Here is a 17,249-nt window from a genome sequence, read left to right as displayed (position 1 = left end):
GCGCCGCGCGCTCCCTGCTCGCCGCGATGGCCGGCGCTGCCGCCCTCACGATGGCTGCGCCCGCGCAGGCCGAGCCGCAAGGCTTCCTTGAAACGATCAGGCATCACACGACGCTGATCAACACCGTCCCCGACAACGGCGACCAGAACCCGTACGCGATCGTGGTCGCGCCCGTCAGCGCGGGCACCGTGAAGCAAGGCGACGTGCTGGTCGGCAACTTCAACAACTCGACGAACCTGCAGGGCACTGGCAGCACGATCATCGACTATCACCCGGACACCAGACAGATGACGGTGTTCGCGACCGTGCCGCGCGATCTGAAGGAATGTCCGGGCGGCATCGGCCTGTCGACCGCGATGACGATGCTGAAGTCGGGCTGGGTGATCGTCGGCAGCACGCCGAGCAACGACGGCACGACCGGCACCAAAGGCGCCGGCTGCCTGATCGTGATCGACCCTCAAGGCAAGATCGCCTCGACGATCTCGACGCCGAACATCAACGACCCGTGGGGCAACATGGCGGTCGTCGACAACGGCGCGAGCGCGACGCTGTTCGTCAGCAACGCGGGCTTCGGCGTCGGCGGCGCGGAGGGCAATCCGCCCGTATTCAAGCAGGCCACCGTGCTGCGCATCGACCTCGACGTACCGCAAGGCAAGCCGCCCGTCGTGAAGAAGGAAACCGTGATCGGCAGCGGCTTCGGCGCGCAGGCCGACAAGGGCGTGTTCCTCGTCGGGCCGACCGGGCTCGCGCTTTCGGCCGATCAGAAATTGCTGTACGTGTCCGACGCAATCGGCAACCGCATCACCGAGATCGACGATCCGCTCACGCGCGACACCAGCGCGGGCGTCGGCCGCCAGCTGGGCGCCGACGGCCTGCTGCATCGTCCGCTCGCGATGGCCACCGCGCCCAACGGCCACCTGCTCGTGACCAACGCGTTGAACGGCCAGGTCGTCGAAATCGCCCCGGCGAGCGGCAAGCAGCTATACGCACGCTGGATCGATACCGACAAGGCGCAATCGCCCCCCGGCAACGGCGACCTGTTCGGTATCGCGATGACGCCAGAAGGCGACGGCTTCTACTACGTCGAAGACGACGTGAACACGCTGGTGCTCGCGAAGTAAGCGGCACCCACGCAGGCTGCAGGAAGGTGAAGTGACCATGACAAACGATCAACCCCCACGGCCGTCACGACGCGGCTTTCTCAAAGCGGGTGGCGCGGCGGTCGCCGCCGGTGCATCGCTGGGCGCCGGCCTCGCGAGCTCGCCGGACGCGCTCGCGACGGCGCCCGCGCATAGCGCGCAGAACGCCGATCCGCAGCTCGCGGTCGTGCCGTTCTACGGTCCGCATCAAGGCGGCATCGTCACGCCGCAGCAGAGCCACACCTACGTCGCCGCACTCGATCTGACCACCGACAAGCGCGACGACGTGATCGCACTGCTACGCACATGGACCGAAGCAGCCGCGCGCCTGACGCAAGGCGGCACGGCCTTCGCGATGCCCGCCGGCGACGACCAGCCCGCCCCCGATTCCGGCGACGCGCTCGGCCTCGGCCCGAACGGTCTGACCATCACGTTCGGCTTCGGCCCAGGCCTCTTCACGAAGGACGGCAAGGACCGCTATGGGCTCGCGTCGCGCCGCCCCGCCGCGCTCGTCGATCTGCCGCGCTTCAACGGCGATCAGTTGATCAAGGAGAAGACCGGCGGCGACCTGTTCATCCAGGCATGCGCGAACGACGCGCAGGTCGCGTTTCACGCGGTGCGCCAACTGTCGCGCCGGGCCTACGGCGTCGCGGCGATGCGCTGGGGCCAGGCCGGTTTCCTGTCCGGTCCGCGCGGCCAGACGCCGCGCAATCTGATGGGCTTCAAGGACGGCACCAACAATCCGTTGACCGCGAAACCCGAGCTGATGAACCAGTTCGTGTGGGCCCGCGCCACCAACGACGCGCCGTGGATGGAAGGCGGCACCTACACGGTCGTGCGCCGCATCCGCATCACGCTCGAACACTGGGACAACACCGAGCTCGGCTTCCAGGAACAGGTGTTCGGCCGCCACAAATACAGCGGCGCGCCGCTCGGCAGCAAGAACGAGTTCGACGCGGTGGACCTGAAAGCCGAGGACAAGGACGGCGATCCGGTGATCCCGGAGAACTCGCACGTGCGTCTGTCGAATCAGGCGAGCAACAACGGCGCGCAGATTCTGCGGCGCTCGTATTCGTACAACGAAGGCACGAACTTCTATATCGAGCGCTGGCCGCCGTGGCGTCAGGAAACCGAGTACGACGCGGGGCTGATTTTCATTGCGCATCAGAGCGACCCGCGCACCGGCTTCATCCCGATCAACGACCGCCTCGCGAAGTTCGACATGATGAACCAGTTCACGACCCACGTGGGCAGCGCGATCTTCGTCGTGCCGCCCGGGGCGAAGCCGGGTTCGTATGTCGGCGCGGGGCTGTTCGAAGCGTGATGAAGCACATGAAGCACGCCGGGCGCGCAGCGCCTCGCTCACTAAACACAATCTAAACGGACTTCTGCAACATGGCTCATTCCTGGTTTGCCTCCCGCCTGCGCGCACTCGGTAGCGTGGCCGCGCTGTCGCTCACCGCACTCGCGACGATGCCGTCGGCGGCCCATGCGGCATCGATCACGCTGTACAACGCGCAGCACGAGCAGGTCGTCAATCTGCTCGCGAAGGACTTCGAAAAGCAGTCGGGCATCCCGGTGAAAATCCGCAACGGCGAAGGCCCGGCGCTCGCCGCGCAGATCGTCGCGGAAGGCGCGGCCTCGCCCGCCGACGTGTACTTCACCGAGAACTCGCCGGAGCTGATGCTGCTGGAGGAAAAGGGTCTGCTCGCCAAGGTCGACGCAGCGACGCTCGGCGCGGTGCCGGCGCGCTTCAATTCGCCGAGCGGCGTATGGGTCGCCGTAACCGCGCGCGAGGGCGTGCTCGCATACAACACGGCGAAGCTGCAGCCGTCGCAACTGCCGCAATCGGTGTTCGACCTCGCGAAGCCTGACTGGAAAGGCAAGGTCGGCATCGCGCCGAGCGACGCCGACTTCCTGCCGCTCGTCAGCGCGGTGCTGGCACTGAAGGGCGACGAGCAGACGCTCGCGTGGCTGAAGGGCCTGAAAGCCAACTCGCAGATCTTCGACGACGACGAAGGCCTGGTCGCCGCGGTCAATCGCGGCGCGGTCGCCACTGGTCTGATCAACAACTACTACTGGTCGCGTCTGCATGCGGAAATCGGCGATGCGAAAACCCGCAGCGCGATCTACCACTTCAGCCACGGCGACGCCGGCGCGCTCGTCAACGTCTCGGGCGCGGGCGTGCTGAAGTCCGCGCACAACCCGGACGGCGCACAGAAGTTTCTCGCGTACCTGGTCAGCGAACGCGCGCAGCAGTTGATGGCCAATAGCCACGTGATGTTCGAGTACCCGCTGCATGCGGGTGTCGCGCCTGACCCGGTCCTCAAACCGTTTGCCGAACTGACTCCGCCCACGCTGACGATCCAGCAGCTCGGCGACGATAGCCAGGCGGGCAAACTGCTGCGTCGGGCAGGCCTGCTGTAAATGAGCGAAGCCCTGTCAGCCGGTCCGCCGTCTGTCCCCCCTGCCCCGGCGCGTGCACGCACGCGCGCGCCGCGCGGCCTGCTTGCGGCGGCGGCACTCAGCGCTTTGCTGGTGCTGCTGCCGATTGCGTTTACGTTCTGGCGCGCGGCGAGCTTCGGCATCGGCGACGCGCTCGATCTGATCTGGCGGCCGCTCGTCGGCGAGCTGCTCGTCAATACGGTGTTGATCGCCGTCACCACTACTCTCGTTTGCGCGGTGATCGGCACGGCCGCCGCGTGGTTCGTCGAACGCACGCATCTGCCGGGGCGGCGTGCGTGGGCCGTGCTGTGCGCCGCGCCGCTCGCGATGCCGGCTTTCATTTCGAGCTACGCGTGGGTGTCGTTGAGCGAGGACTTGCAGGATTTCAACGGCGCGCTGCTCGTCTTGACCTGCGCGTATTTTCCGCTCGTCTATCTGCCGGTCGCCGCCGCGCTGCGCGGCATGGACCCGGCACTCGAGGAAAGCGCCCGCGCGCTCGGCTGCAACCGCTGGACCAGCTTCGTGCGCGTCGTGCTGCCGCAACTGCGTCCGGCGCTGCTCGGCGGCATGCTGCTGGTCGCGCTCGGCGTGCTGTCGGAGTTCGGCGCGTTCACGCTGCTGCGCTTTCATACCTTCACCACGCAGATCTACGCGGAATTCCGCACCAGCTTCGACGCCGGCGGCGCATCGCTGCTCGCGTGTCTGCTGATCGTGATCTGCCTCGTCGTGCTTGCATTCGAGTTTCGCGTGCGCGGCGCGGCGCGCTACGAGCGCGTCGATCGCGGCACGCGCCGCGCGGTGTTGCGCTACGAGCTCGGTGCGTGGCGCTGGCTCGTCGTCGCGGGCTTTGCGCTGCTGACACTCGCGACGCTCGGCGTGCCGCTCGGCATGATCGGCTTCTGGCTCACGCAGCCGGGCGCGGCCGCGGTGACGCCCGCCGATGTCTCGCCCGAATTGCTGTGGAACGCGACGATGTCTTCGCTCGGTTTCGGCCTCGCCGCCGCCGTGCTGACCACGTTGCTCGTGGTGCCGCTCGCATTTCTGCTGGTGCGTTACCCGACCCGTTTCGCGACGCTGTTCGAGCGCACCGTGTTTCTCGCGCAAGGCGTGCCGGGGCTCGTGATTGCGCTCGCGATCGTGTCGCTCGCGGTGCATGCGCTGCGGCCGCTTTATCAAAGCGCTACGCTGCTGATCGTCGCCTACGCGATTCTGTTCATGCCGGTCGCGCTGGTCAGCGTGCGCGCGGCGTTCATGCAGGCGCAGCCGCGCCTCGAGGAAACCGCGCGCGCGCTCGGCCTGAACTGGACGCAGACGCTCGTGCGCGTCGTGCTGCCGCTCGCGAGCCCCGGGCTCGGCGCGGCCGCCGCGATGGTGTTCATCTCGGTCGTCACCGAGCTGAACGCGACGCTGCTGCTGTCGCCGCTCGACACGCAAACGCTCGCGACCCAGGTGTGGGCCGATACGTCGACGATGGCGTTCGCCGCCGCCGCGCCGTATGCGGCGCTGCTGACCGGCATCTCGCTGTGCGCGTCGGGGCTGCTGTTCGCGCTGCTCGGCCGCTCGGCGCTGCTCGGCGAGCGCGGCTGACCCGGCACGCGTCGGCTTTTTCATCGCTGCTTTTGGTTCGACTTTCTTCGGGATTTCATGAGCGAACTTCGTATCCGCGGACTGCAGAAATCGTTCGACGGTCATCCCGTGCTGCACGGCATCGATCTTTCGGTCGAGCGCGGCACGCTGCTCGCGTTGCTGGGGCCCTCGGGCAGCGGCAAGACCACGCTGCTGCGGCTCTTATGCGGCTTCGAGCGCGCGGACGGCGGCAGTGTCGAGATCGACGGCCGACGTGTCGTCGGCGACAACCTGCACGTGCCGTCGGAGCAACGCCGCATCGGCTACGTGCCGCAGGAAGGCGCGCTGTTTCCGCATCTGTCGGTTGCGGACAACATCGTGTTCGGCCTGCCGCGCACGCAGCGTCGCGCGCGCCACCGGGTGGCCGAGCTGCTGGAGCTGGTGGGTCTGCCCGCGCATTTCGGGGAGCGCGCGCCGCAGCAGTTGTCGGGCGGTCAGCAGCAGCGTGTTGCGCTCGCCCGCGCACTCGCACCGGCGCCGACGCTGGTCATGCTCGACGAGCCGTTCTCGTCGCTCGACGCCGCGTTGCGCGTCGAGACGCGTCAGGCGGTCGCGAATGCGCTGGCCGCGGCTGGCGCGACTGCCGTGCTGGTCACGCACGATCAGTCCGAGGCGTTGTCGCTCGGGCATGAGGTCGCGGTGCTGTGGAACGGAAGGCTGATCCAGACCGCGACGCCCGAAGCGCTGTACCGCCGTCCGGTGACGCGCGAGCTTGCGTCGTTCATCGGCGAGGCGGTGTTGTTGCCGGGCGTCGCGCAACAGGATCGCGCGAGCTGCGAGCTCGGCGAACTAGCACTGGCCGCGCCCGTCGGCAACGGCGCGGTCGACGTGATGCTGCGTCCCGAGCAGATCCGTCTGCTGCGCGCCGACGAAACCGCGCGCACGGGTGCCGCGCACGATGCGCTCGTCACCGATGTGATCTTCCAGGGGCAGGACGCGAGCGTCGCGCTGCAATTGCAGTCCGCCACGCGGACGATGGTGCGCGCACGCGTGCCCGGTTATCTGTGCCCGCGTCCGGGCGAGCGCGTGCGGCTAGCGGTCGAGGGTGAAGTGACCGCCTATACGCGGGCTTGAAGGGCGACCAGGGCTGGCACGCTCGGCTACCGCAACGACAGATCCTGCACCATCTGCTGCGCCAGATAATCGCAGGTCGGCCGATCCGATTTCGCGCTGCGTGCGACGACAATTTCGAGCGGCGCGATTTTCGGCAGGCCTTGCGCGTCGCCGAGAATCGCGAGCCGCGGCGGCACGCTGCAACGCGTCAGCGCGATCACCGACAAACCGGCATCCACGGTCGCGACGAGTCCCATCAGGCTCGCGCTGCTGAACGCCGCGCGATAGCGGATGCGCGCGCCATCCAGCGCGGCGAGCGTATGCTGGCGCGCGACGCAGCCAGGCTCGTACAACCCCACCGGCAACGGCGACGCCTTCAACACCGGCGTATCGACCGACGCCCCAACCCACACCATCGGCTCGCTGCGCACGAATTCGCCGCGCAGCTTGCGGTCGCGCGTGACGAATGCGAGGTCGATCTTGTTGTCGGCGAGCATCGGCGCAAGCGCCGTGCTCTGCGCGCAGACGATCTCGATCTCGACGCGCGGGTACAGCGTCGCGAAACGCCGCAACACCGGCGACAGCAGCGACGACACATAGTCGTCCGGCGCGCCGAGCACCACGCGCCCGGTCACCTCGGGCCGCACGATCGCCGACCATGCCTCCTCCTGCAACGCGAGCGCGCGCCGCGCGTATTCGAGCAGCGTGTTGCCGGGCCGTGTCAGCGCCAGGTTGCGCGTGTTGCGGGCGAACAGCGTCGTGCCGAGCATCGTTTCGAGCCGCTTGATCTGCATGCTGACCGCCGCCTGCGAGCGATGCACGCTCGCCGCCGCCTTCGTGAAGCTGCCCGCCTCCACAACCGCGACGAAGCTGCGCAGCAGATCGACGTCGAATTCAGGGTTCACGATTTATCAACCGGGCTTATGGAATTGCTCAATTTAATTCGTTTGTGATAAGCCCGCAAGCGGCGCAATACTCGCAGGCATCATCTCAAGGAGTCGTTGCGCATGTCCCTCACCTCACGTCAACAAGGCGCGATCACGCTGGCGGGCGGCGGGCTGCTGATGGGCACGATCGGCGTTTTCGTCGAGGAGGCGCGGCTCGATGCGCTGACGCTCGTGTTCTTCCGCTGCCTGTTCGGCTTTCTGTCGCTCGCCGCCTATTGCGCGTGGAAGGGCTTTTTCACGCGCGCGCAGTTCACGCGCCGCACGGTCGCGCTCGCGCTGATTTCCGGCGTGCTGATGGTTACGCAATGGGTCGGCTTTTTCGACGCGATTCATCGGACCAGCATCGCGGTCGCGACCGTCGTGTTTCATGTGCAGCCGTTCTGGGTCGTGCTGATTGGCGCGGCGCTCTTTAACGAACGGCTCGGCGCGGACCGGCTCGGCTGGATCGCGACGGCGTTCGTCGGGCTCGTGCTCGCGTCGGGCGTCATCGCGGCCGGCAATCTGCAGGGCCACACCAGCTACCTGATCGGCTTGAGCGAAGCGCTGCTCGGCTCGCTGCTGTACGCGAGCGTCACGCTGATCGCGAAAAGCCTCGGCGACATGCGCCCGCATCTGCTGACGCTCATGCAATGCGCGGTCGGCGTGATCTGCCTGCCGCTGATCGCGCCGTTCATCGCGCCTTTGACGCTCACGCATATCGGGCCGATGCAGTGGTTCTCGCTGATCGGCATGGGCGTGCTGCACACGGGATTGTCGTACGTGCTGATTTACGGCGCGCTGCCGAAGCTCAGCACGCCGGTGATCGCGGTGCTGCTGTTCGTTTATCCGCTGACCGCGATCGTCGTGGATGCGCTCGTGTATGGCCGGGCGCTGTCGCTGGCGCAACTGGCCGGCATGGCGCTGATCGTCGCCGCGAGTCTCGGCGTCAATCTCGGCTGGCCGTTGCTGACGCTGCTGCATCCGGCCGGGCGGGCGCGCAGTCACGCGAAGTAACGCGAAGTAAGGCGCGCCGCCCGCCTGGTGCTCACTGCGGCAGCGTCTCGCCCTTCGTCTCCGGCGCGAACGGAATCACGAACAGGCCGAGCACGAAGGCCAGCGCGGTCAACGCGACCGGCACACCGAGCGTCTGCATATGCAGCACCGCCGCGCCGAGCAGAAAGTTGACGCCCGCGCCGACGAAGCGTCCAAACGACGTGCAGAACGCAAACGCGGTCGCGCGTACGCGGGTTTCGAACTGCTCGGGCAGCCACAGGCTGAACAACGCGAAGTTGCCGCCGAAAAAGCCCAGCACGAACAGCCACGCGATGAACGGCGCGAGCCCGTTCGGCAGATAGAACGCCCAGCCGAAGCTCGCCGCGATCGACACCGCCATCCCCGCGAAGTACACCGCCAACGTCATCTTGCGGCCGATGCGCTCGGCCATCGGCGGCAGCGCGAGACAGCCGAGGATCGTGCCGATCGACAGCAGGCCGGTAGCCAGCGACGCCGTGCGCATCGAATCGCCCTTCGACATGCCGGCGCGCGTCGCGAGCTGGATCACCGCGGACGGCTCGTACACGGCGCCTGCCCACAATCCAATGATGGCTATCGTCAGCAGAATGCACGCGACCCATGTGCGACGCCGGTAAGCCGGCCCCATGATCTCGCGCAGCGGCTTCACGCGCACCGTCTTTGCCTCGGCCTTCTGCCACTTCTCCGGCTCCTTCACGCGCAGCAGGATCAGAATCGCGACGACGACCGGCACCGCGCCGGTCAGGAACATCGCGCGCCAGCCGAAATGCACGCCGATCGTGTAATTGAGCGCGGCCGCGAGAAAGAAGCCCGCGTAGTAGCCGGTCTGCAGATAACCGGCGCCCATCTTGCGGCGATCCTCGGGCCACGCCTCGGCCACGTAGGTGCCCGCAAGCGCCCATTCTCCACCGATGCCGACGCCCGCGATGAAGCGATAAATACCGAGCTGCCACACATTGGTCGAGGTCGCGGCAAGCCCGGTGAAAATCGCGAACGTGAAGATCGTCGCGGCGAGCACCTTGGTGCGGCCGAAGCGATCGGCGAGCGGTCCCCAGATGAACGACAGCCCCCAACCGACCAGGAACAGCGCAAACAGGATCGATCCCGCAAGGCCGACATTCGACGGCGTGGCCGCGAAGCCCGAACGCGGCAGCAACTCCGTCAGCGCTGGCGTGAGCACCAGCGCGTAAATGAACGAGTCCATGCCGTCGAGCGTCCAGCCGGCCCACGCGCCCCAAAACCCTGCGATCTGCGAACGATTGAGCGGTGTGCGCTGACGCGCGAGCGCTCGTCGGTCGGTCACTGTATTCATCTTGCTCCTCCAGCCTACGATGGTTGAACGTAACGAAAAACGACGGGCGCGCTTGGGGTTGGATCGACGACGTTGATTGATCGGCGATGTCCTCGTACAACTGATTCAGAGGACGGCGCGGGGAAATTGCCGGGATTGTGGGTGAAGACCCGTCCGGGTTTGCCCGCGCTGAAATACGCGTCTTTTTATATATAATATTTGATACCATGACCGACGCAACTGAAGGTTTTCCCCTGGACGCGCCCGTGCCCGGCTCGTTTCTTCCGGCCGCGGCACCCCGCGAAAGCACCTCGCACATGATTGCGGAGGCGCTGCGCGCGGCGATCGTCGACGGCACGCTCGCGCCCGGCGCACCATTGCGCCAGGACGCGATCGCCCGGCATTTCTCCGTCAGCGCGATTCCCGTGCGCGAGGCGCTGCGCCAGCTGGAAAGCGAGGGCTGGGCGCGCGCAGCCGTCCACAAAGGCGCGACCGTCGCGCCTTTGTCCGCCAGCGAGGCGCGCGAGATCTACGAGATCCGCTCGGCGCTCGAAAGTCTCGCGCTCGGCCTCGCGATTCCGAATCACACCGCGGCGACGCTGCGCGAAGCCGCGCAGTTGTGCAGCGCCGCCGAGCGCGAAGAGGACCCGTCGCTATACGTGACGCGCAATGCCGCGTTCCATATGTGTCTGTACGCGCCCGCCGGCCGGCCGCAGTTGGAGGACATGATCGGCTTGCTGCACCGGCGCGGCGAACGCTATCTGCGGTTGAAGTTCGGCTTGCCGTCGTACAAGGGCGAGTCCGACAGTGAGCACGCCGCGTTGCTCGAAGCCGTCGAGCGCCGCGATATCGCGACCGCGCAGTCGCTGGTGGTCGCGCATCTGCTCGGCACCGGCGAGCTTCTGCATCGTTTCCTGACCGAGCGCGCGCGCGAAGAAGCGCTGGCGCACCAACCGAAGCCGCGCGGCCGACGCCCGCGCGTCCACACCGGGAGCTGACTGAACCGATGAATGAGCCGATGAATGAGCCGATGCCCGAGCCGATGAACCACCCCGCCGAAGCCGCCGCATCGCGGTCCACTGCCCGCTCATGGACGATCCGGCGCGACGAGAAGAACCGCCGCCTCGCGGCCATCGCGCCGTGGCTCGAAGACGGCGTGCTGCCCACGCACCGCATAATCGATGCGCTCGAAACGCTGATCCAGCCCGGCGAGCGCGTCGCGCTCGAAGGCGACAACCAGAAACAGGCCGACTTCCTGTCGCGCTCGCTCGCGAAGGTCGATCCGCAAAAGCTGCACGACGTGCATCTGCTGATTTCGAGCATCAGTCGTCCTGAACACTTGACGCTGTTCGAGCGCGGCATCGCGCACAAGGTCGATTTCTCGTTCGCGGGGCCGCAGAGTCTGCGCGTCGCGCAACTGCTCGAAGACGGCCAGTTGGAAATCGGCGCGATTTATACCTATGTCGAGCTGTACGCGCGCATGTTCGTCGACCTGACGCCGCACGTCGCGCTGCTGTGCGCGGACAAGGCCGACCGTCACGGCAATCTGTACACCGGCCCGAACACCGAGGACACGCCGACCATCGCCGAAGCCGCCGCGTTCCGTCACGGCATCGTGATCGTGCAGGTCAACGAGATCGTCGACGAGTTGCCGCGCGTCGACATTCCGGGTTCGTGGGTCGACGTGGTCGTGCAGGCGGACCGGCCGTTCGCGGTCGAGCCGCTGTTCACGCGCGATCCCCGTCATATCGGCGACTTGCAGGTGCTGACCGCGATGATGGTGATACGCGGCATCTACGAGCCGTATGGCGTCACGTCGCTCAATCACGGCATCGGCTTCGATACCGCGGCGATCGAACTGCTGCTGCCCACCTACGGCGAAGCGCTCGGCCTCAAAGGCAAGATCTGCCGCAACTGGACACTCAACCCGCACCCTACGATGATCCCCGCGATCGAATCGGGCTGGGTCGACAGCATCCACTGCTTCGGCAGCGAGGTCGGTATGGAGGCGTATATCGAGGCGCGCCCCGATGTGTTCTTCACGGGCAACGACGGCAGCCTGCGCTCGAACCGCGTGCTGTGTCAGTTGGCCGGCCAATACGGCGTCGATCTGTTCATCGGCTCGACGCTGCAGATCGACGCGGACGCGAATTCGTCGACGGTCACGCGCGGACGGCTCGCCGGTTTCGGCGGAGCGCCGAACATGGGCCACGATCCGCGCGGCCGGCGTCATGCGAGCGAGGCGTGGCTGAAGCTGTTGAAGGGCGACGGCGCGGTGTCGCGCGGCCAGAAGCTCGTCGTGCAGCTCGCGGAAACGTACAAGAAAGGTGGCGAGCCGACCTTCGTCGATGAACTCGACGCGATCGCCGTCGGCGCGAAAAACGGCATGCCGATCGCGCCGGTGATGATCTACGGCGACGACGTGAGCCATGTGGTCACCGAGGAAGGCATCGCGCATCTGCACAAGGCCGAAGGCATCGACGAGCGGCGCGCGGCGATCGCGGCGGTGGCCGGTGTCACGCCGATCGGCCTGCGCGCAAAACCCGAGAAAACCGCCGAGTTGCGCCGGCGCGGCATCGTCGCGTATCCGGAAGATCTCGGCATCCGGCGCGGCGAAGCGAAGCGTTCGCTGCTCGCGGCGCGCAGCATCGACGATCTGGTCACGTGGTCGGGCGGACTGTACGCGCCGCCCGCGCGCTTCCGGAGCTGGTGACGATGGCGTCCGCTGCTGCTGTTCTCGAACGGTTGGACGCGCCGGCTGCTTCTGTCCTGCGCGATGCGTGCGGCACATCGCCCAAGGGGGCGCCGTTTTCCGACGCGCAACTCGCGCGCGACGCGATCACCGCGCTGATCGACGAGGCCGAGCTCACGCCGAAGCCCGCGCTCGTCGACCGGCGTGGCAGCGGCGCGCATCGCGACCTCGATCTCGCGATCATGCGGCGCTCCGCGCACGCGCTCCAACCGACGTTCGCGGCGCTCGCGCGCACCGCGCGCCGTCGCGGCGAACCGTCGGCGCTGCTGCGCGCCGAACTCGCGCAGATCGGCCGCGCGGGCGAACTGGATATGATGCAGGCGACCGGGGGTTGCAACGCGCATCGCGGCGCGATCTGGATCATCGGCTTGCTCGTTGCGGGCGTCGCGCTCGAAACGTCTTCGAGTGCCTCGATGCGTACGCACGGACCTGGCGCGCCGAACCCTCTGGATACCTCGCGCGTCTGCACTTTGGCCGCGCAGATCGCCTGCTTCCCGGACCGCTTCGCCGGTTCGTCCGATAGCCACGGCGAACGCGCGCGTCGGCGCTATCAGGTCGGCGGCGCGCGGCGCGAAGCGCAGGACGGCTTCCCGCACGCGCTCGACGTCGGCCTGCCCGCATTACGCGCGGCGCGCGCGCGCGGCATCGACGAGAACACCGCGCGCATCGACGCCTTGCTCGCGATCATGAGCACGCTCGACGACACCTGCCTGCTGCATCGCGCGGGCCTCGCCGGCTTGCATGCGGGGCAGCGCGGCGCACGACGCGTGCTCGACGCGGGCGGCAGTTCGACAGCCGCGGGCCGCGTCGCGCTCGACGCGCTCGAACGCGAACTGCTGGCGCTGAACGCATCGCCTGGCGGCGCGGCCGATCTGCTCGCCGCCACCCTCTTTCTCGACATGCTGGCGCATCGCGACGCCAGCCGGAGCTGAGCCTCATGGAACATCTGACCTTCGACTATCCGGCGCAACGCGCCGTCACGACCCGCGCGCACGTCGGCGTAGTCGGCTCGGGCGATCTGGAAGTGCTGCTGTCGCCCGCCGCCGATGCAGGCGGCTCGGCGCTTGCTGCGCACGTGGTCGTGCGCACCAGCGTCGACGGCTACAGCCACATCTGGAAGAGCGTGCTCGACCGCTTCTTCACGCGCTACGACGGCGCCGCGAACATCGAGATCAACGACTTCGGCGCGACGCCGGGCGTAGTCGCGCTGCGGCTCGCGGAGGCGGTCGAAGCGGCCGAGGAAGGAGACAGCATATGAGCACGAGCGTCAGCATTCACCGCGCACCGCTGCTGCACGAGAGCTTCATCGAACTGCCCGCGCGCGAGCGCGCCCGTTCGCTGCTCGACGCGGGCAGCTTCCGCGAACTGCTTGGACCGTTCGACCGCATCGCGTCGCCGTGGCTGCCCATGCAGGGCATCGTCTGCCAGGCCGACGACGGCTGCGTGATCGCGCGCGGCACGATCGACGGCGAACCGGCCGTGGTCGCGGCGATCGAAGCGGCGTTCCAGGGCGGCAGCATCGGCGAAGTGTCGGGCAGCAAGATCGCCGCGGCGCTCGAGATGGCGCGGCGCGACTGCGAGCGCGGCAAGCTCGTGCGCCCGGTCGTGCTGTTCGAGACCGGCGGCGTGCGGTTGCAGGAAGCGAACCTCGGGCTCGCGGTGATCGCCGAGATTCAGGCGGCGATCGTCGCGCTGCGCCGGCACGTGCCGGTGGTGGGCGTGATCGCGGGGATGGTCGGCTGTTTTGGTGGCATGTCGCTCGCGGCCGCGCTGTGCTCGTATCTGATCGTGACCCGGCAGGGACGGCTCGGCATGAACGGACCCGAAGTGATCGAGCAGGAAGCCGGGATCGAGGAACTCGATGCGAGCGATCGCCGCCGCGTGTGGCAACTGATCGGCGGCGAGCAGCGCGTCGCGAGCGCGCTCGCCGATACCCTGGTTGATGACGATGCCGACGCGGTGCGCGCCGCCGTGCTCGCCGCGTTCGCGCAGGGCGTGCCGGCCGCGCATCGCAGCGAGCAGGTCGACACGTTCCTGCGGCGGCTCGCGCGGATCGATCCGGCGAGCGTCACGCCCGAGACAATGCGTGATGTGTACAACCCGCAAGCGGGCGATGCATCGAACAAGGAGCAGGCATGAGTGACACGACACTCACGCGCGGCGCGCGCTGGTTCAACGCACTGGCCGGCGAATCTTCGAGCGCCGCGCCCGTCTGGAGCAGCGATGCGCCGCTCGGCGGCGACACCGCGCGCTTTATCGCGGTCGTGCCCGATGCCGCGAACCGCTTTCCACGCGCGACCAGCAACGTGGTCGGACTCGAACAGGGCTGGCAACTCGCGCGCGCGGTGCGCGAAGTCATGGTGGCGGATCGAGGCGCCGGCACCCGCCGCCCGATCGTCGCGATCGTCGATGTGAAGAGCCAGGCGTATGGCTATCGCGAGGAAATGCTCGGCATCCACCTCGCCTGCGCGGCCGCGGTCGACGCCTACGCGAGCGCACGCGACGCCGGCCATCCGGTGATCGCGCTGATCGTCGGTCCGGCGATGTCCGGCGCGTTCCTCGCGCATGGCTATCAGGCGAACCGCATCGTCGCGCTCGACGTGCCCGGCACGATGGTCCACGCGATGGGCAAGGAAGCAGCCGCGCGCGTCACGCGCCGCACGGTCGAAGAACTTGACGAACTCGGCGAGACGATCGTGCCGATGTCGTATTCGATGGCCTCGTTCGCGAAGCTGGGGCTGCTCGATCGGCTGATCGACGGCGTCGATGCGGATGCGCCCGACGCGGCGCAGATCGAGCGCGTGCGCACCGTGCTGGTCGAACAGATTCGCAGCGCGCGCGACGGGGATCGGACGCTCGCGCGTCGGCTGGAATCGGTTGCGGCGCGGCAGACTCGCGCCGCGTCGATCGAGGTGCGGCGGCGTCTTGCCGAACAGTGGGACGCCGTGTGATGCGCGTGTGTGCGGCTGCGCCCTTTCCGACTGCTGGCGCCACGTCGTGGGACGCGCGCTGGCGGCCGCATGATCTGCTGCGCTTGCGACGACTCGATGCGCTCGATGACGAACCCGCGTGGGTCCGCGCTGCGTTCGAACGCGCACCGTATGCGGTCGTGCGACGCGCGCTCGCCGTTGAAGGTTTCGTCGCGATCGGCGTGCGCGGCGCAGAGCGAGCGCAGCGTTACGGCACGTGGGCGCATGCGGACGATATCGTCGGCGTCGTAGCGCCGGAGTCCCTGGCCCGGGCGCGACCCGGTCCCGAACGTGATGCATTGCCTTCCTTCGTTGCGCTGAATTCGTTGCAACGTGACCGGAGCGGTCCGCTCTCCGGATTCGCTTGGGGTCCTTCTGGTAGCACGGGATTCGAACTGGCGACGCATGCTCCCACCGTGAACGAAGCCAGCGATCTCGATCTGTTGATCCGCGTGCCCGAACCGCTGGCGTTGAAGGTCGCGAGTGCCTTGCTGGAGCAACTTCAAACGCTCTCGGCTCGTATCGGTGTGCGCATCGATGCACAACTCGAAACGCCCGCGGGCGGCGTCGCGCTCGCGGAGTGGGCTGCGGGAAAGGCGCGCGTGTTGGCCCGCCACGCGAGCGGTCCCCGCTTGATCGCCAATCCGTGGGCCGAGGTCGCTCAGGATGGCGCTACCTGATGTTGGCGCTTATCTTCCCCGGTCAGGGTGCGCAAAGCGAAGGCTTTCTGAATCGACTGCCGCCGCATCGCGCGGTACAGGACACGTTCGCTGAAGCATCGGACACGCTCGGCGTCGACGTGCTGACGCTCGACTCGCCCGACGCTCTGGACTCGACCGTCGCCGTGCAACTGGGCCTGACGATCGCGGGCGTCGCGATCACGCGCGCGCTCGCCGATGAAGGTTTGGTGGCGGAAATCAGCGCGGGGCTGTCGGTCGGCGCATATCCGGCAGCGGTCAGTAGCGGCGCGGTGCCGTTTCGCGATGCCTTGCTGATGGTGCAGCGGCGCGCCGAATTGATGGAAACCGCTTACCCGTCGGGCTACGGTCTGGCGGCCGTATCCGGCTTGAACGAGCAGCAGGTGGAAACGCTCGTCGCGCAGCAGGCGCAAGAGCGGCGGCAACGCGTTTATATCGGCAACGTCAATGCGCCGCGCCAGATCGTGATGGCCGGCGCGAACGATGCGCTCGACCTGTTCATCGAACGCGCACTTGCGGCCGGCGCGCGCAAGGCCACCCGGCTCGCGGTCAGCGTGCCCTCACATTGCGAGTTGCTCGCGCACGCGAGCGACGAACTGCTGGCGTACTCGCGCGAGTTGCGTTTCGAAACGCCGCGCGGCATCTATATCGGCAATCGCGGTGGACGGCCGTTGTATACGGCCGACGCGATCCGCGAAGATCTTGCGACGAACATGCGCTACACCGTGCGCTGGTTCGATGCGCTCACCGTGATGCAGGAAATGGGCGCGCATGTGCTGGTCGAGGCGCCGCCGGGGCAGGTGTTGACGGATATCGTGAGGGAGTATTTTTCGGAGACTAGCGCGCTGGCTGCCAGTGCATGGCCGTTCGACAGACTGGTCGGGACGGTGCGCAGGCGCCTCGAGCGCGGAGCATAAGCGTTTCATATAAATCTTCCGGTTGACCCTGAATGTGTCGGCCGCTGAACAACGCGAGATTCGCCCAGGTGTCTGCCCTCACGCAACGCTGCCACGCCCGAATCAATTTCTCCGCCCGGATATTTCATTTGCATACCTTGCAGAGCCCACTTCGATCCGGCGGGACGGGTCTCGACCGCATCACCGGGAGCCGAGGGCGCAAAACCATCACAATAAGGCGCGAAACGTGGAGATTCCTGGCCAAATGCGCAGGGACCAACTGCTATCCTTGAAAGAAGTCGACCCGTTCTCGAGCGCACTCCCATGCGCGCGCACTCGGAAAGAGGGATCCATGAGTTGTCCCGCACTATCGCGACATTTTTTTCCCCGTCGTTCCATTGCCGGGTTGCCTGCGACACGTG

General features: G+C 67.3%; 16 protein-coding genes. 14 read left to right on the top strand and 2 right to left on the bottom strand.

Features of this window, described 5'->3' with window-relative positions; all coding sequences use genetic code 11:
* Positions 1 to 26: 26 nt before the first annotated feature.
* The 5 genes from G5S42_RS04305 (at position 27) to G5S42_RS04285 (ending at position 6,284) form a co-directional block, all read left to right on the top strand.
* Positions 27 to 1,121: an NHL repeat-containing protein gene (locus G5S42_RS04305; protein WP_176110336.1), complete on the top strand. Its 1,095-nt coding sequence runs from the start codon at positions 27 to 29 to the stop codon at positions 1,119 to 1,121.
* Between the two features lie 37 nt (positions 1,122 to 1,158).
* Positions 1,159 to 2,463 (top strand): iron uptake transporter deferrochelatase/peroxidase subunit, encoded by a 1,305-nt coding sequence (gene efeB / locus G5S42_RS04300; protein ID WP_176105679.1) that lies wholly within the window; start codon positions 1,159 to 1,161, stop codon positions 2,461 to 2,463.
* 71 nt (positions 2,464 to 2,534) lie between these two features.
* On the top strand, positions 2,535 to 3,566 hold the full coding sequence (locus G5S42_RS04295) for an iron ABC transporter substrate-binding protein (RefSeq protein WP_176105678.1): 1,032 nt from the start codon (positions 2,535 to 2,537) through the stop codon (positions 3,564 to 3,566).
* Positions 3,567 to 5,171, top strand: a complete 1,605-nt coding sequence (locus G5S42_RS04290; RefSeq protein ID WP_176105677.1) for an ABC transporter permease — start codon at positions 3,567 to 3,569, stop codon at positions 5,169 to 5,171. It abuts the gene before it with no gap.
* Between the two features lie 57 nt (positions 5,172 to 5,228).
* On the top strand, positions 5,229 to 6,284 hold the full coding sequence (locus G5S42_RS04285; RefSeq protein WP_176105676.1) for an ABC transporter ATP-binding protein: 1,056 nt from the start codon (positions 5,229 to 5,231) through the stop codon (positions 6,282 to 6,284).
* A gap of 26 nt (positions 6,285 to 6,310) precedes the next feature.
* On the opposite strand, the gene G5S42_RS04280 is transcribed toward G5S42_RS04285, so the two are convergent.
* Positions 6,311 to 7,168, bottom strand: a complete 858-nt coding sequence (locus G5S42_RS04280) for a LysR family transcriptional regulator (RefSeq protein WP_176105675.1) — start codon at positions 7,166 to 7,168, stop codon at positions 6,311 to 6,313.
* A gap of 102 nt (positions 7,169 to 7,270) precedes the next feature.
* On the opposite strand from G5S42_RS04280, the gene G5S42_RS04275 reads away from it, so the two are divergent.
* The gene (locus G5S42_RS04275) at positions 7,271 to 8,203 is read left to right on the top strand and encodes a DMT family transporter (RefSeq protein WP_176105674.1); all 933 of its coding nucleotides are present in this window, start codon (positions 7,271 to 7,273) and stop codon (positions 8,201 to 8,203) included.
* Positions 8,204 to 8,234: 31 nt separating this feature from the next.
* Here G5S42_RS04275 and G5S42_RS04270 read toward each other — a convergent pair whose 3' ends face one another.
* Entirely contained in the window at positions 8,235 to 9,533 is a 1,299-nt protein-coding gene (locus G5S42_RS04270) for an MFS transporter (RefSeq protein ID WP_176105673.1), read from the bottom strand.
* A 206-nt stretch (positions 9,534 to 9,739) separates the two neighbouring features.
* Between G5S42_RS04270 and G5S42_RS04265 the strand changes: the two genes are divergently transcribed.
* The 8 genes from G5S42_RS04265 to mdcH are packed head-to-tail and all read left to right on the top strand — an operon-like array spanning position 9,740 to position 16,848.
* Positions 9,740 to 10,510, top strand: a complete 771-nt coding sequence (locus G5S42_RS04265; protein ID WP_176105672.1) for a GntR family transcriptional regulator — start codon at positions 9,740 to 9,742, stop codon at positions 10,508 to 10,510.
* A 44-nt stretch (positions 10,511 to 10,554) separates the two neighbouring features.
* A complete protein-coding gene (mdcA, locus tag G5S42_RS04260; RefSeq protein ID WP_176110334.1) occupies positions 10,555 to 12,225 on the top strand; it encodes a malonate decarboxylase subunit alpha in 1,671 nt (556 codons plus the stop codon).
* Between the two features lie 2 nt (positions 12,226 to 12,227).
* On the top strand, positions 12,228 to 13,196 hold the full coding sequence (locus G5S42_RS04255; protein WP_176105671.1) for a triphosphoribosyl-dephospho-CoA synthase: 969 nt from the start codon (positions 12,228 to 12,230) through the stop codon (positions 13,194 to 13,196).
* 5 nt (positions 13,197 to 13,201) lie between these two features.
* Positions 13,202 to 13,522: a malonate decarboxylase subunit delta gene (locus G5S42_RS04250; RefSeq protein WP_176105670.1), complete on the top strand. Its 321-nt coding sequence runs from the start codon at positions 13,202 to 13,204 to the stop codon at positions 13,520 to 13,522.
* Positions 13,519 to 14,403 carry a biotin-independent malonate decarboxylase subunit beta gene (locus G5S42_RS04245; RefSeq protein WP_176105669.1) on the top strand — a complete coding sequence of 295 codons (885 nt, stop codon included), beginning with the start codon at positions 13,519 to 13,521 and terminating at the stop codon, positions 14,401 to 14,403. Before G5S42_RS04250 ends, G5S42_RS04245 begins: the two co-directional genes overlap by 4 nt.
* Entirely contained in the window at positions 14,400 to 15,215 is an 816-nt protein-coding gene (gene mdcE / locus G5S42_RS04240) for a biotin-independent malonate decarboxylase subunit gamma (RefSeq protein ID WP_176105668.1), read from the top strand. The genes G5S42_RS04245 and mdcE overlap by 4 nt, the downstream gene beginning before the upstream one ends.
* Positions 15,215 to 15,913, top strand: coding sequence for a malonate decarboxylase holo-ACP synthase (locus G5S42_RS04235; RefSeq protein ID WP_176110332.1), 699 nt, complete (start codon positions 15,215 to 15,217; stop codon positions 15,911 to 15,913). Before mdcE ends, G5S42_RS04235 begins: the two co-directional genes overlap by 1 nt.
* Positions 15,913 to 16,848 (top strand): malonate decarboxylase subunit epsilon, encoded by a 936-nt coding sequence (gene mdcH / locus G5S42_RS04230; protein ID WP_176105667.1) that lies wholly within the window; start codon positions 15,913 to 15,915, stop codon positions 16,846 to 16,848. The genes G5S42_RS04235 and mdcH overlap by 1 nt, the downstream gene beginning before the upstream one ends.
* The last annotated feature ends 401 nt before the right edge of the window (positions 16,849 to 17,249 follow it).

Origin of the sequence: Paraburkholderia youngii, from assembly GCF_013366925.1 — a bacterium.
In the GTDB taxonomy this organism is placed as follows: domain Bacteria; phylum Pseudomonadota; class Gammaproteobacteria; order Burkholderiales; family Burkholderiaceae; genus Paraburkholderia; species Paraburkholderia youngii.
The sequence above is the reverse complement of the archived record's forward strand: the minus strand, read 5'-3'. Positions and strand labels throughout refer to the sequence as shown.